Source organism: Burkholderia sp. ZZQ-2, from assembly GCF_050768715.1.
Lineage (GTDB): Bacteria > Pseudomonadota > Gammaproteobacteria > Burkholderiales > Burkholderiaceae > Burkholderia > Burkholderia cepacia.
The window spans coordinates 13403-27106 of sequence record NZ_LDVA01000274.1; the positions used below are offsets into that span (position 1 = coordinate 13403).

Genomic DNA, 13704 nt, shown 5'->3' on the forward strand with positions numbered 1-13704 from the left:
CCGGCCGCGCCTCGCGCGCGGCGCATCGAAACGAACCCGACGCGGCGCCGGAGTGCGCCGCGCGAGACGAGACAGAGGATTCACAGCATGGCAAGCCTTTCCATCCGTGACGTGTACAAGACCTACCCGAACGGGGTGCCGGTCCTGAAGGGTGTCGACATCGAGATCGAGGACGGACAGTTCCTGATCCTGGTCGGCGGCTCGGGCTGCGGGAAATCGACGCTGCTCAACATGATCGCCGGGCTCGAGACGGTCACGAGCGGCGAGATCTGCATCGACGGCAAGGTCGTCAACGACCTGTCGCCGAAGGATCGCGACATCGCGATGGTGTTCCAGTCTTACGCGCTGTACCCGTCGATGACGGTGCGCGAGAACATCTCGTTCGGCCTGAACATCCGCAAGGTGCCGAAGAGCGAACAGCAGCAGATCGTCGACCGCGTGTCGCAGATGCTGCAGATCCAGCACCTGCTCGACCGCAAGCCGGGCCAGCTCTCCGGCGGCCAGCGCCAGCGTGTCGCGATGGGCCGCGCGCTCGCCCGCGATCCGTCGCTGTTCCTGTTCGACGAGCCGCTGTCGAACCTCGACGCGAAGCTGCGCATCGAGATGCGCGCGGAAATCAAGCTGCTGCACCAGCGTCTCGGCACGACGATCGTCTACGTGACGCACGACCAGATCGAGGCGATGACGCTCGGCGACCGGATCGCGGTGATGAAGGACGGCGTGGTCCAGCAGTTCGGCGCGCCGCAGGAGATCTACGATTCGCCGTCGAACCTGTTCGTCGCGGGCTTCATCGGCGCGCCGCCGATGAACTTCATCAACGGCAAGCTGGTCGAGCAGGGCAGCGGGATCGCGCTCGAGATCGACACGGGCCTCGCGCGCAGCGCGCTGAACCTGCCGTTCGACGCGAAGCGGATGAACGGCCACGTCGGCCGCGAGGTGATCCTCGGGCTGCGTCCGGAGCGCATCACCGATGCGCGCAACGCGCACCACGGCGAGGCGTCGAAGCTGCAGCCGATCGACGTGCGCGTCGACGTGACCGAGCCGACCGGGCCGGACACGCACGTGTTCGCACAGGTGAACGGCAAGCGGATCGTGAGCCGCGTGCATCCGGCCGCGAACCCGCAGCCGGGGCAGACGCAGTCGCTGCTGTTCGACGTGTCGAAGGCGGTGCTGTTCGATCCGGCGTCGGAAGAGCGGATCGCGTGAGGCTACGTTCGCGCTGAACGAAGAAGGGGCCGTCTCGACGTGAGCGGCCCCTTTTGTTTCTGGCGATGCGTCCGGCGTTGCGGCGGCGCTCAGTGCGGCAGCCGCACGTCGAACTTGAAGGTCGCGAGCCGCGCGACGAGGATGAAGCCGGTCGCGAGCAGCACGCTGTACACGGAATCGAACTGCAGCCACACGAGCAGCAGGTAGAACCAGCAGCCGACGAACGCACAGGTCGCGTACGGCCGCGAATCGCGCAGGATCAGCGGGATGTCGTTGCACAGCACGTCGCGGATGATCCCGCCGACCACGCCGGTGATCACGCCCATCATCACCGCGATGAAGCGCGGCATCTCGGCATCGAGCGCGATCGCCGTGCCCGAGATGCTGAAGATCCCGAGCCCGATCGCATCGGCGACGAGCAGCAGCCGCTCGGCCGACAGCCGCGACAGCATGCGCAGCACGAACGGCGCGAACAGCGCGAGCACGAAGATCGCGATCACGTAGTCGTCGTGCACGACCCAGTAGAACGGGCGGCGCTCGAGCAGGATGTCGCGCAGCGTGCCGCCGCCGAACGCGGTGGCGAGCGCCACGACGAACGTGCCGACCGAGTCGAGACGGTTCTTGCGCGCCTCGATGAAGCCCGAGATCGCAAAGGCCAGCGTGGCGATCGCCTCCAGTACCGCGATCGCGAGCGTCAGCCTAGGATGCGGCACGCGGCCCCCGGTCGGCGGGTGCCGCGAACGGCTGCAGCAGGACCAGCACCGCGCCCGCGCCGCCGTCGTGGCCGCGCGCCTCGCAGAACGCGATCACTTCTTCCTTCTGCACGAGCCACGCGCGCACCTTGCCTTTCAGCACGGGTTCCTTGCCGATCGAGCCGAGCCCCTTGCCGTGGATCACGCGCAGGCAGCGCAGCCCTTTCTTGCCGGCTTCGCGGATGAACTCGGCGAGCGCGTCGCGCGCCTCGTCGCGCCGCATCCCGTGCAGGTCGATCTGCGCCTGCACGATCCACGCGCCGCTCCTCAGCTTGCGCACGACGTCGCGGCTGATGCCGGGGCGGTGGTAATACAGCGAGTCGTCGCTGTCGAGCAGCGTCTCGGGATCGAATTCGTCGGACAGCGTCGCGTTCAGCACGGCTTCCTCGTCGCGCTGCGTCTGCTTCGGCACCGGGTCGGGCGGCGTGCGGCCGGCTGCCGCGCGCGGCGGGGCATTGAGCGGCTGGATCGCGCCGATCTCGTTGCGGAACAGGTTCGCGTCGGCTTCCGCCTTGCGCTCGGCCTTGGCCGTTTCGACGCGTTGGCGTTCGCGGCGATCGGCTTCGCCTTGCAGCGACTTGCGCAATGCGCCGAGGCCCGCGAGCCCCTGGCCGCGCAATGCGGCGGGATCGGGCGCGGGCGCCGGCGCGACGGGCGCGGGGTTCGCGGGACGGGCGGCGATCTGCCGCTTCGCGGGATCGCTCGGATGGGGCTGGTTCTTCGCCATGATTCGGTACACAGGGCAGGCGCGTTCGGGCGCGCGGGCAAAAAAAAGCCGCTGCACGGCGGCAGCGGCTTTCCGGTCGAGCCCGCTTCGCGGCAGCGGACGCCATTGTAGCGCCCGGCGCGAGCGGTCTCGCGGCTTACTTCTTGTCGTGCAGGCTTTCGAGGTAGCGCTGCGCGTCGAGCGCGGCCATGCAGCCCGTGCCCGCGCTGGTGATTGCCTGGCGGTACACGTTGTCCTGCACGTCGCCGGCGGCGAACACGCCCGGCACGCTCGTCGACGTCGCGTTGCCGTGCAGGCCGCTCTTCGTCAGGATGTAGCCGTCCTTCATCTCGAGCTGGCCCTGGAACAGGTCGGTGTTCGGCTTGTGGCCGATCGCGACGAACACGCCCTGCACGCTGAGGTCTTCCGTCGCACCGGTCTTCACGTTCTTGATGCGCAGGCCCGTGACGCCCGAATCCTCGCCCGTCACTTCGTCGAGCACGTGATCCCACTTGATCACGACGGCGCCTTCCTTTTCCTTTTCCAGCAGGCGGTCGATCAGGATCGGCTCCGCGCGGAACTTGTCGCGGCGGTGGATCACCGTGACCTTCTTCGCGATGCCCGTCAGGTAGAGCGCTTCCTCGACGGCCGTGTTGCCGCCGCCGATCACTGCGACTTCCTGGCCGCGATAGAAGAAGCCGTCGCAGGTCGCGCAGGCCGACACGCCCTTGCCCATGAAGTGTTCTTCGGACGGCAGGCCGAGATACTGCGCGGACGCGCCGGTCGCGATGATCAGCGAGTCGCACGTGTATTCGCCCGAGTCGCCGATCAGGCGGATCGGCTGCTCGTGCAGCTTCGCGGTGTGGATGTGGTCGAACACGATTTCGGTGTTGAAGCGCTCGGCGTGCTCGAGGAAGCGCGCCATCAGCTCCGGACCCTGCACGCCTTTCGCGTCTGCCGGCCAGTTTTCGACGTCGGTCGTGGTCATCAGCTGGCCGCCCTGCGCGATGCCGGTGATCAGCACCGGGGACAGGTTGGCACGTGCCGCGTAGACGGCAGCCGTGTAGCCGGCGGGGCCGGAACCGAGAATCAGGACTTTGGCGTGTTTGGGCGTGGACATGTGCGAATCCGTAAAAGTCGGCTGCGGCGGGCGGGGTAGGGCTCGCCGTACGATCCGGGTTGACCGGGATGCCGTCATAGATGGGTATCAGACGCGCATTATAAAGGCCCCGTTGCTGCGTTGCCGAACGAGAGTTTCAATCGCGGCGATAGTGTCTCGTGGCGCAACGGTCGCGCATGCGGGGCGGGCGGGGCGAGGCACCCGCCCGGGGCGGCGCGGCTGCGGGCGGCCGGCCGGACCGCGCACCGGAGTGAAAGGGCGGAAAGGGGCGCCGCGGAGAGCATGCGCCGCGCCGGCCGTACCCCGGCCCTGTTATGTAACCGTCATTTACACTTGGCGGCCCGGTGCAGCGCTTACAATATGCGGGATCGAACGACAGGCGGGCGCGCAGCCCGTCCTCTTTATACGGATTCATGGCAAAAGCTCCTTATTCCGCCCAGGCACAGGCGTTGCCGCACCGGATGTCGAAGCTCCTCACGGAGATCCGCTGGATTCTCCAGGTCGCGCTCTGCGCATTTCTGGTGATGGCCCTGCTGAGCTACAGCCGGCGCGATCCGAGCTGGACGCACGCCGCCCAGGTGGACCACATCTCGAACTGGGCCGGCCGCGTCGGCGCCTGGACGGCCGACATCATCCTGCTGCTGTTCGGCCTGTCGGCCTACTGGCTGATCGTGCCGCTCGCGCGGCGCATCGCCGTCAACTACCGCCGCATCACGCGTCACGAGGCGGTCGTGGACGAACCCGAGCGGCCGATCGGCTGGCTCACCGAAATCTTCGCGTTCGTGCTCGTCGTGCTGGCGTGCGACGGCATCGAGGCGCTGCGCATGTGGTCGCTGAAGGTGCAGTTGCCGCGTGCGCCGGGCGGCGTGATCGGCGAGGCCGTGGCGGGCGCGATGTCGCACGCGTTCGGCTTCACCGGCGGCACGCTGCTGCTGCTGATCCTGCTCGCGATCGGCCTGTCGCTGTATTTCCGCTTCTCGTGGCTGTCGGTCGCCGAGCGCGTCGGCGGCGCGATCCTGTCCGCCGTCAATGTCGCGAAGCTGCGCCGCGAGGCCGAGCGCGACCGCAAGCTCGGCGAGGCCGCGGCCGTGCGCCGCGAAGGCAAGGTCGAAGAGGAGCGCGTGCGCATCGAGGATCACGAGCCCGTGACGATCGTGCCGCCGGTCGTCACGCCGGCGAAGTCCGAGCGTGTCGAGCGCGAGCGCCAGGTGCCGCTCTTCACCGACCTGCCGGGCGATTCGACGCTGCCGCCGGTATCGCTGCTCGACCCCGCGCCGAAGGCGCAGGAGGCGATTTCGGCCGATACCCTCGAATTCACGTCGCGCCTGATCGAGAAGAAGCTGAAGGATTTCGGCGTCGAGGCGAGCGTCGTGGCCGCGTATCCGGGCCCGGTCGTCACGCGCTACGAGATCGAGCCGGCCACCGGCGTGAAGGGCAGCCAGATCGTCAACCTCGCGAAGGATCTCGCGCGCTCGCTGTCGCTCGTGTCGATCCGCGTCGTCGAGACGATTCCCGGCAAGAACTACATGGCGCTCGAGCTGCCGAACCAGCGCCGCCAGACGGTGCACCTGTCCGAGATCATCGGTTCCGAGGTGTACGCGGCCGCATCGTCGGCGCTCACGCTCAGCCTCGGCAAGGACATCGGCGGCAAGCCGGTGTGCGCGGATCTCGCGAAGATGCCGCACCTGCTGGTCGCCGGTACAACCGGCTCGGGCAAGTCGGTCGGGATCAACGCGATGATCCTGTCGCTGCTGTATAAAGCGACCGCCGAGCAGGTGCGCCTGATCCTGATCGATCCGAAGATGCTCGAAATGAGCGTCTACGAAGGCATTCCGCACCTGCTGTGCCCGGTCGTCACCGACATGCGCCAGGCCGGCCACGCGCTGAACTGGACGGTCGCGGAGATGGAGCGCCGCTACAAGCTGATGAGCAAGCTCGGCGTGCGCAACCTCGCGGGCTACAACAACAAGATCGACGAGGCCGCGAAGCGCGAGGAGAAGCTGCCGAATCCGTTCAGCCTGACGCCGGAAGATCCCGAGCCGCTCGGCCGCCTGCCGAACATCGTCGTGGTGATCGACGAGCTGGCCGACCTGATGATGGTCGTCGGCAAGAAGGTCGAGGAACTGATTGCACGGATCGCGCAGAAGGCGCGCGCGGCCGGCATCCACCTGATCCTCGCGACGCAGCGTCCGTCGGTCGACGTGATCACGGGCCTCATCAAGGCGAACGTGCCGACCCGGATCGCATTCCAGGTGTCGTCGAAGATCGACTCGCGCACGATTCTCGACCAGATGGGCGCCGAATCGCTGCTCGGGATGGGCGACATGCTGTACCTGCCGCCGGGCAGCGGGCTGCCGGTGCGCGTGCACGGCGCGTTCGTCGCCGACGACGAAGTGCACCGCGTCGTCGAGAAGCTCAAGGAGCAAGGCGAGCCGAACTACGTCGAGGGCCTGCTCGAAGGCGGCACCGCCGACGGCGACGAGGGCTCGGCCGGCGCGGGAACCGGCGAAGGCGGCGGCGAGTCTGATCCGCTGTACGACCAGGCGGTCGAGATCGTCATCAAGAACCGCCGCGCGTCGATCTCGCTCGTGCAGCGGCACCTGCGGATCGGCTATAACCGCGCGGCACGGCTGCTTGAGCAGATGGAGCAGTCGGGGCTCGTGTCGGCGATGTCATCGAGCGGCAACCGCGAAATTCTTGTGCCGGCGCGCGACGCGGAATGAGTCCGCGGCGTTCGCGGCGCCGGCCACCCAGGGAGAAAACCGCAATATGCAGCAACATTCGTTCGCAATGTCCCTTCGTTCGACGCGGCGCTGGCTCGGCGCGGCGCTCGCCGGCGCATCGCTGATGCTCGCGGCGACGCACGCGTTCGCGGGCGGCACCGAGCAACTGAAGGCGTTCGTGTCGCAGGTGCGTTCGGCGAAGGGCGACTTCACGCAGCAGATCGTCAAGGCGCCGGCGAAGGGCGCGAGCGCCGCGCAGGCCGTGCCGAAGCCCACCGACAATTCGAGCGGCACGTTCGTGTTCGCGCGCCCGGGCAAGTTCATCTGGACGTACCAGAAGCCTTACCAGCAGGTGCTGCAGGCCGACGGCGAGAAGCTCTACGTGTATGACCGCGACCTGAACCAGGTGACCGAGCGCAAGCTGAACGGCGCGCTGGGCGCGAGCCCGGCTGCGATCCTGTTCGGCAGCAACGATCTCGACAAGAGCTACACGTTGCGCGATGCCGGCGAGAAGGGCGGCATCGAGTGGCTCGAGATGCTGCCGAAGGCGCAGGACACGCAGTTCCAGCGGATCGGCATCGGTTTTCGCAACGGCACGCTCGCCGCGATGGAGCTGCACGACGTGTTCGGCAACGTCACGCTGCTGACGTTTACGAACATCCAGACGAATCCGCCGCTGAAGGGCGATACGTTCAAGTTCGTCGTGCCGAAGGGCGCCGACGTGATTACCGGCTGACCGGCGCCGCACGCCGTTTGTTCGCAACGGGCCTGCCGGCGACGGCAGGCCCGTGTTGTTTTCGGGCGCGGGCACTAGGCGCGGGCACCGGGCGCGGGCGGCAGGCACGGCGGTGCCGTCGCGCGGCTGTCATAATGTCGGGTCCGGCGGCCGGTTCGGCCGCGACTGTTTGATGTGGAGCGAGGGTTCATGTCCGATCTGTTTCAAGTCGAGCCGCGCCGGCCGCTCGCCGAGGCGCTGCGGCCGAAGACGCTCGCCGAGGTGATCGGCCAGACGCATTTGCTGGGCGAAGGCAAGCCGCTGCGGCTCGCGTTCGAATCGGGCAAGCCGCATTCGATGATCCTGTGGGGGCCGCCCGGCGTCGGCAAGACGACGCTCGCGCGGCTCACCGCGCTCGCGTTCGACTGCGAATTCATCGCGCTGTCCGCGGTGCTCGGCGGCGTGAAGGACATCCGCGAGTCGATGGAGCAGGCGAAGGACACGCTGAACCGCACCGGCCGCCACACGATCCTGTTCGTCGACGAGATCCACCGCTTCAACAAGGGGCAGCAGGACGCGTTGCTGCCGTTCGTCGAGTCGGGGCTCGTGACCTTCATTGGCGCCACGACCGAGAACCCGAGCTTCGAGGTCAATTCGGCGTTGCTGTCGCGTGCGCAGGTGTACGTGCTGAAGTCGCTGGACGACGACGAGATGCGCCAGTTGCTGAAGCGCGCACAGGAAATCGCGCTCGACGGCCTCGCGTTCGACGACAAGGCGATCGATACGCTGGTCGGTTATGCGGACGGCGACGCGCGGCGCTTCCTGAACCTGCTCGAGCAGGCGCAGACGGCGGCCACGTCGGCCGGCGTCGCGACGATCGACGCCGATTTCGTCAGCAGCGCGATGACGCTGAACGCGCGGCGCTTCGACAAGGGCGGCGACAACTTCTACGACCAGATCTCGGCGCTGCACAAGTCGGTGCGCGGTTCGAGCCCGGACGGTGCGCTGTACTGGTTCTGCCGGATGATCGACGGCGGCGCGGATCCGAAGTACCTCGCGCGGCGGATCGTGCGGATGGCGTGGGAAGACATCGGCCTGGCCGATCCGCGCGCGCTGCAGGTGGCGAACGACGCGGCCGAAACCTACGAGCGGCTCGGCTCGCCGGAAGGCGAGCTCGCGCTCGGGCAGGCGGTGATCTATCTCGCGTGCGCGGCGAAGAGCAACGCGGGCTACAACGCGTTCAACCAGGCGATGGCGTTCGTGAAGCAGGACAAGTCGCGCGAGGTGCCCGTGCACCTGCGCAACGCGCCGACCAAGCTGATGAAGGAACTCGGCTACGGTCACGCCTATCGCTACGCGCACGACGAGCCGAATGCGTATGCGGCCGGCGAGACGTACCTGCCGGACGGGATGCGCGAACCGCGCTGGTACAAGCCGGTGCCGCGCGGGCTCGAATCGAAGATCGCCGACAAGCTCGCGTGGCTGCGCGAACTCGATCGCGAAGCCGGCAAGAAGGACTGACGGCGCGGCCCGGGGCGGCCGGCATGCTCGTGGCTCGCGTCAGCGCTTGCGTGCCGGCTGCTTCTTCCAGTAGTCGAACGGCTCCTGATGGCATTCGATGTCGAGTTCGGCGATGCGTGTGTGCAGGCTCGACTGCGCGTCGGCGATCGCGAGGTTGTAGATCACCGGGCCGATCTCCTCGACGAAGAAATGCAGCAGCGCGCCGGCCTGGATATTGCCGATCGGCTCATCCATGTTTTCTGTGAAATAGCGTTGCAGTGACGCGATCGCGCGGTCGCGTATTTCCTTGTCCAGTTCGATGGCCATCGGGTTCCTTGGGGTGCTGTGACGTGGGGCGGGCGCCTCGCTCGATGCGCCGCCGCGGGCCCGCGCGGGCGTTTCGCGATCCGCGGCGCTTCGATGCCGCGCGATTTCGCGGGTGCCGACGGGCGGGCCGGCAACGCGATACTGCCATGGCCGTCGCGCCACGGTCATCGCCCGTTTGCAGCATAGTCCGTCCGTCCAGTGCCTTGGCGGCCCTGCGGTGCGTTAGAATTCCCGTCTTACACAACGATTCTCCAAGTCCTCCCATGCTCGACATCCAGTTGCTGCGCAAAGACCTCGACGGCGTCGCGAAGCGCCTCGCCGATCGCGGCTACACCCTCGACATCGCCGCGTTCTCCGCCCTCGAAGCGGAACGCCGCGCGATCCAGACCCGCACCGAAGAGCTCCAGGCGCGCCGCAACAGCCTGTCGAAGCAGATCGGTGCGATGAAGGGCAAGGGCGAGGACACGTCGGCCGTGATGGCCGAGGTCGGCGGGATCGGCGACGAAATGAAGGCGGGGGAAGCCAAGCTCGGCGACATCCAGGCGCGCCTGTCCGACCTGATGCTCGGTATGCCGAACGTCGCGCATGAAAGCGTGCCGGTCGGCAAGGATGAAGCCGACAACGTCGAGGTGCGCCGCTGGGGCACGCCGCGCCAGTTCGACTTCGAGGTGAAGGATCACGTCGACGTCGGCACGCCGCTCGGCCTCGATTTCGAGACCGGCGCAAAGCTCGCCGGCGCGCGCTTCACGATGCTGCGCGGCTCGATCGCGCGCCTGCACCGCGCGCTCGCGCAGTTCATGATCGACACGCATACGCAGCAGCACGGCTACACCGAAGCGTATACGCCGTACATCGTGAACCCCGAGATCCTGTACGGTACGGGCCAGCTGCCGAAGTTCGCGGACGACATGTTCCGCGTCGAGAAGGGCGGCGAGGAGAACAAGGTCACGCAATACCTGATCTCCACGTCGGAAATCTCGCTGACGAACACCGTGCGCGAGTCGATCGTCGAAGGCTCCGCGCTGCCGATCAAGCTGACCGCGCATTCGCCGTGCTTCCGCTCGGAAGCCGGTTCGTATGGCCGCGACACGCGCGGGATGATCCGCCAGCACCAGTTCGACAAGGTCGAGATGGTGCAGGTCGTCGCGCCGGATGCGTCGTACGCGGCGCTCGACGAGATGGTCGGCCATGCGGAAGCGATCCTGCAGAAGCTCGGCCTGCCGTACCGCGTGATCACGCTGTGCACGGGCGACATGGGCTTCTCGGCTGCGAAGACGTTCGACCTCGAAGTGTGGCTGCCTGCGCAGAACACCTATCGCGAGATCTCGAGTTGCTCGAACACCGAGGCGTTCCAGGCGCGCCGGATGCAGGCGCGTTTCCGCAACGCACAGGGCAAGCCGGAACTCGTGCATACGCTCAACGGTTCGGGCCTTGCGGTCGGCCGCACGCTCGTCGCGGTGCTGGAGAACTACCAGAACGCGGACGGCTCGGTCACGGTGCCGGAAGTGCTGCGTCCGTACATGGGCGGCATCGAGCGTATCGACGCGCCGGCACAGGCGTCGTAAGGTCGCGAGCCGGCGATCGCTTCAAGCCCTCGCAAAAAAATTTGCAAAAAGGGCTTGTGAGATTCGAAGAGATCGTTCTATAATCTTTTCTTTCGCGGAAACGACCAAACGCGAAATGCAGTAAAGCAGCAAGGAAGGAGAGGTGGCAGAGTGGTCGAATGTACCTGACTCGAAATCAGGCGTACGGTTTCCCCGTACCGTGGGTTCGAATCCCACCCTCTCCGCCAAAATACGAAGCCCCTTGATCCGGAAGGATCAAGGGGTTTTTCGTTTTGGGCTTGCTAAATCGTGTGTCGCAAGGCGTTGCGGTGGCAACAGCATCGACCATCGATGCATTGGAATGTGCCGATGCGATAGCGACCGTGTTCCATACGTCTTGCTGCGCAGTGGGCAGCGTCGGCAGTTCAGTCTGTCCGGATCGCGGGGACGCGTGTCGCCGCCGCGAAGGAGATCAAGGGGCTCATCGAGCAGTCGACGCAGCGTGTTGACGAAGGCGCCGTGCTGATCGGCCGCGCGGGCGAGTCGATTCACGAGATCGTCGATGCGGTGCAGCGCGTCACGACGATCGTCGGCGAGATCTCGTCCGCGTCGCAGGAGCAGAGTCAAGCAGCGGCCGGATATTGCGCGAGCACCCGGGCGCGGATCGACGGCTTGATGTTCGATTGCGCCATGTTGCCGCCGTAGTGCGCGACCACCCGCGGGTTCATCACGCGATACCAGAGCGGCGGCACGTACGCGAACAGGATCATCGTCGCGTAGCCGGCCGGCAGTTGCGGCGAATCGTCGAAGTGGCGCAGCGCCTGATACGAGCGCGTCGGATTCGCGTGATGGTCGGCATGCCGCTGCAACTGGTACAGGAACAGGTTGGTGACGACGTGATTGCTGTTCCACGAGTGCTGCGGCGTGCAGCGTTCGTAGCGACCGTTCGGCAGCTTGCGGCGGCCGAGCCCGTAGTGCTCGACGTAGTTCACGACTTCGAGCAGCGACGCGCCGTAGACGGCCTGGATCACGAGGAACGGGATCACGACCTTGCCGGCCATCGCGATCGCGATGCCCCACACGACGACGGTCATCGCCCATGCGTGCAGCACCTCGTTGCGCCAGGTCCACGGCGAATGCCCGAGCCGTTCGAGGCGGGCCTTCTCGAGCCGCCACGCGGAGCGGATGCTGCCGGTCACGGTGCGCGGCAGGAAGGCCCAGAACGATTCGCCGTAGCGCGCGCTCGCCGGATCCTCGGCCGTCGCGACACGTACATGGTGGCCGCGATTGTGCTCGACGTAGAAATGGCCGTATGCGACCGGCGCGAGCGTGATCTTCGCGAGCCAGCGCTCGAAGCGGTCGGTCTTGTGCCCGAGTTCATGCGCGGTGTTGATCGAGATGCCCGTCGCGGCGCCGAGCGACAGCGCGAAGCCGACGTAGTCGTACCAGGCGAGCGCGTGCGTGCCGACGATCCATACGCACGCGAAGAACGCGACGTATTCGACGAGGGTCGCGAGATAGACGATCAGCCGGTAGTAGCGCTCCCGTTCGAGGTGTGGCACCACGGCCTCGGGCGGATTGTCGCGATCGTCGCCGATCAGCGTGTCGAGGATCGGGATCACGCCGAATGCGAACAGGGGGCCGAACCACCAGAACACGTGCAGGCCCGTCGACAGCGCGAGCTGGGCGGCGAGAATCGGCAGCGTGATCGTCAGTGCGCCGAGCAGCCACAGGTAACGCTTGCCATCCGACCAGCCCGAAGCCGATCCATCGGTCGTTGCCATTGTCTCCCTCCTGCCGGCCGGCCCGAAGGCGGCCGCCTGTACGGTTGTTCGAATTCTCGTTGGCCCGCGAAGCACGCGCGGTTGAACCGGATCGTCGTCCGGTTCTGCCTGTTATACGACCCACGCGCACGCTTGCCAAACTCCGGCACTAGGCGTGCGGCTCCAAACGGCGGCGCGCGTGCGGCGCAGGCAGGGAAGAGCCCGCGCACGCCGATTGAAACATGCGGGAATGACCGGATCGGCCCGCGCGTGCGGCAGGTTTGTCAGACGGATGGCGTGCCGTGACGGGGATTGGCGTCGACGCTGCAGGTTCGCAACAAATGTTGCATTGCAATATGCGGAGCGGGATGACGACCCATGTCGCTTGCTTCGGCGTTACCAATATTACGGATCATTACGCCCTTCATGATGAAATTCACGGGGCCCGACCTGCGACTGCCTCTTGCCGCAAGGCGACTGCTGCCAGGCGTCGAATGAAGCCGTCACGGAGGTCGTCCGGTTGCCGCGTCGATGCGCCGATGCTGCACCTGCACACGGGCTGGCCGCATGGCCGCCCGCAGTGCCTGCCGCCTTTCGATTCGCGCTGCCATTTGAAAATTACGATTTGACTCATGCCCCGCTTTCGGTTGAAGCTAGTAGCTTGCTGTCCGAAGGGGGCTGTGCCTGCATGAGTTCGACCTTGACCGTTCGTCGTATCGTTGCCGACCAGGGCGGCGTGTATCGCGAACTCCGCGCTGCATCGCTGCGCGAGCCCTACGCGCCCGGCGAAGCGCCGGAGGCCGAATTGCTGAACGTCGAAACGGACGCAGCGTCGGCGATTGCCGCGCAGCGCGCCGTGTCAGACGAGTCGACGACTTTCCTGCTGTATACCGAAGGCCATCCGGCCGGCATGATCGGCGCGTATTTCGACAATACGCCCGATCGGCGTGCGTTCGTCAGCGAGCTGTGGGTCGCGCACGCGGTGCGCCATCTGCGCGGCGGCGTGCTGCTGCTGGAGACGGCCACCGCCTGGCTCGCCGAGCGCGGCGCCCAGGACGTCTACGCGTGGATTGCCGATGCGAACCGCAACGCGATCCGCTTCTACGAGCGCGCGGGCTTCGGCAACACCGGCGAACACGCGCCGATCGCGCGGATGCCCGGCGCGATGAAATCGCTGTACGTGTCGCAGGTGAAGCACTGACGCGACGTCAGAACGCGGGCCGCGCGGCGCGATGAAGGTCCGGTCGCCCGCTTGCCAGCCTGCTTTCCGGTTGCGCGCCCGCCCGGGCCGCTGCAACCCGGTTCCCCAAAAATAATGGCCGCGCGCGTGGACGCCTGTAAAATACGC

Annotated in this window: 12 protein-coding genes and 1 tRNA gene; 8 read left to right on the forward strand and 5 right to left on the reverse strand. The window is 66.7% G+C overall.

From position 1 onward, the window contains the following. The first annotated feature begins 87 nt into the window (after positions 1-87). Positions 88-1206, forward strand: a complete 1119-nt coding sequence (locus tag ABY44_RS21625; protein WP_021163438.1) for an ABC transporter ATP-binding protein — start codon at positions 88-90, stop codon at positions 1204-1206. Positions 1207-1295: 89 nt separating this feature from the next. Here the strand turns inward: ABY44_RS21625 and ABY44_RS21630 are convergent, their stop codons facing one another. The 3 genes from ABY44_RS21630 to trxB form a co-directional block, all read right to left on the reverse strand. Next, on the reverse strand, positions 1296-1919 hold the full coding sequence (locus tag ABY44_RS21630) for a trimeric intracellular cation channel family protein (protein ID WP_027788121.1): 624 nt from the start codon (positions 1917-1919) through the stop codon (positions 1296-1298). After that, positions 1906-2685 (reverse strand): Smr/MutS family protein, encoded by a 780-nt coding sequence (locus ABY44_RS21635; protein WP_027788120.1) that lies wholly within the window; start codon positions 2683-2685, stop codon positions 1906-1908. Before ABY44_RS21635 ends, ABY44_RS21630 begins: the two co-directional genes overlap by 14 nt. Before the next feature lie 136 nt (positions 2686-2821). Further along, positions 2822-3784: a thioredoxin-disulfide reductase gene (trxB, locus tag ABY44_RS21640; RefSeq protein WP_021163435.1), complete on the reverse strand. Its 963-nt coding sequence runs from the start codon at positions 3782-3784 to the stop codon at positions 2822-2824. A 413-nt stretch (positions 3785-4197) separates the two neighbouring features. On the opposite strand from trxB, the gene ABY44_RS21645 reads away from it, so the two are divergent. The 3 genes from ABY44_RS21645 to ABY44_RS21655 all read left to right on the forward strand — a co-directional run bounded on the left by ABY44_RS21645 (position 4198) and on the right by ABY44_RS21655 (position 8743). Further along, positions 4198-6507 (forward strand): DNA translocase FtsK, encoded by a 2310-nt coding sequence (locus ABY44_RS21645; RefSeq protein ID WP_021163434.1) that lies wholly within the window; start codon positions 4198-4200, stop codon positions 6505-6507. Positions 6508-6553: 46 nt separating this feature from the next. Further along, positions 6554-7243, forward strand: a complete 690-nt coding sequence (lolA, locus tag ABY44_RS21650; protein ID WP_021163433.1) for an outer membrane lipoprotein chaperone LolA — start codon at positions 6554-6556, stop codon at positions 7241-7243. Positions 7244-7432: 189 nt separating this feature from the next. After that, positions 7433-8743 carry a replication-associated recombination protein A gene (locus ABY44_RS21655; protein WP_027788118.1) on the forward strand — a complete coding sequence of 437 codons (1311 nt, stop codon included), beginning with the start codon at positions 7433-7435 and terminating at the stop codon, positions 8741-8743. Between the two features lie 39 nt (positions 8744-8782). On the opposite strand, the gene ABY44_RS21660 is transcribed toward ABY44_RS21655, so the two are convergent. Further along, positions 8783-9049 carry a DUF2164 domain-containing protein gene (locus ABY44_RS21660; protein WP_021163431.1) on the reverse strand — a complete coding sequence of 89 codons (267 nt, stop codon included), beginning with the start codon at positions 9047-9049 and terminating at the stop codon, positions 8783-8785. Between the two features lie 263 nt (positions 9050-9312). On the opposite strand from ABY44_RS21660, the gene serS reads away from it, so the two are divergent. From serS to ABY44_RS21675, 3 genes are all read left to right on the forward strand, one after another. Then, the gene (gene serS, locus ABY44_RS21665) at positions 9313-10614 is read left to right on the forward strand and encodes a serine--tRNA ligase (protein ID WP_021163430.1); all 1302 of its coding nucleotides are present in this window, start codon (positions 9313-9315) and stop codon (positions 10612-10614) included. Positions 10615-10750: 136 nt separating this feature from the next. After that, positions 10751-10841: transfer RNA gene (locus ABY44_RS21670), tRNA-Ser, on the forward strand. Between the two features lie 235 nt (positions 10842-11076). After that, entirely contained in the window at positions 11077-11298 is a 222-nt protein-coding gene (locus ABY44_RS21675; RefSeq protein ID WP_230948739.1) for a methyl-accepting chemotaxis protein, read from the forward strand. On the opposite strand, the gene ABY44_RS21680 is transcribed toward ABY44_RS21675, so the two are convergent. Further along, positions 11217-12377 carry an alkane 1-monooxygenase gene (locus ABY44_RS21680; protein WP_060174683.1) on the reverse strand — a complete coding sequence of 387 codons (1161 nt, stop codon included), beginning with the start codon at positions 12375-12377 and terminating at the stop codon, positions 11217-11219. The two genes, ABY44_RS21675 and ABY44_RS21680, sit on opposite strands and share 82 nt — an antisense overlap. Before the next feature lie 538 nt (positions 12378-12915). On the opposite strand from ABY44_RS21680, the gene ABY44_RS21685 reads away from it, so the two are divergent. Next, positions 12916-13557 (forward strand): GNAT family N-acetyltransferase, encoded by a 642-nt coding sequence (locus ABY44_RS21685; RefSeq protein ID WP_226113008.1) that lies wholly within the window; start codon positions 12916-12918, stop codon positions 13555-13557. Positions 13558-13704 lie beyond the last annotated feature (147 nt).

Excerpts from the sequence above, each read along its gene's own strand:
- serS (WP_021163430.1), top strand. The coding sequence starts at position 9,313 with ATGCTCGACATCCAGTTGCTGCGCAAAGACCTCGACGGCGTCGCGAAG.
- ABY44_RS21660 (WP_021163431.1), bottom strand. The coding sequence starts at position 9,049 with ATGGCCATCGAACTGGACAAGGAAATACGCGACCGCGCGATCGCGTCA.
- ABY44_RS21655 (WP_027788118.1), top strand. The coding sequence starts at position 7,433 with ATGTCCGATCTGTTTCAAGTCGAGCCGCGCCGGCCGCTCGCCGAGGCG.
- ABY44_RS21625 (WP_021163438.1), top strand. The coding sequence starts at position 88 with ATGGCAAGCCTTTCCATCCGTGACGTGTACAAGACCTACCCGAACGGG.
- ABY44_RS21635 (WP_027788120.1), bottom strand. The coding sequence starts at position 2,685 with ATGGCGAAGAACCAGCCCCATCCGAGCGATCCCGCGAAGCGGCAGATC.
- ABY44_RS21680 (WP_060174683.1), bottom strand. The coding sequence starts at position 12,377 with ATGGCAACGACCGATGGATCGGCTTCGGGCTGGTCGGATGGCAAGCGT.
- ABY44_RS21645 (WP_021163434.1), top strand. The coding sequence starts at position 4,198 with ATGGCAAAAGCTCCTTATTCCGCCCAGGCACAGGCGTTGCCGCACCGG.
- lolA (WP_021163433.1), top strand. The coding sequence starts at position 6,554 with ATGCAGCAACATTCGTTCGCAATGTCCCTTCGTTCGACGCGGCGCTGG.
- trxB (WP_021163435.1), bottom strand. The coding sequence starts at position 3,784 with ATGTCCACGCCCAAACACGCCAAAGTCCTGATTCTCGGTTCCGGCCCC.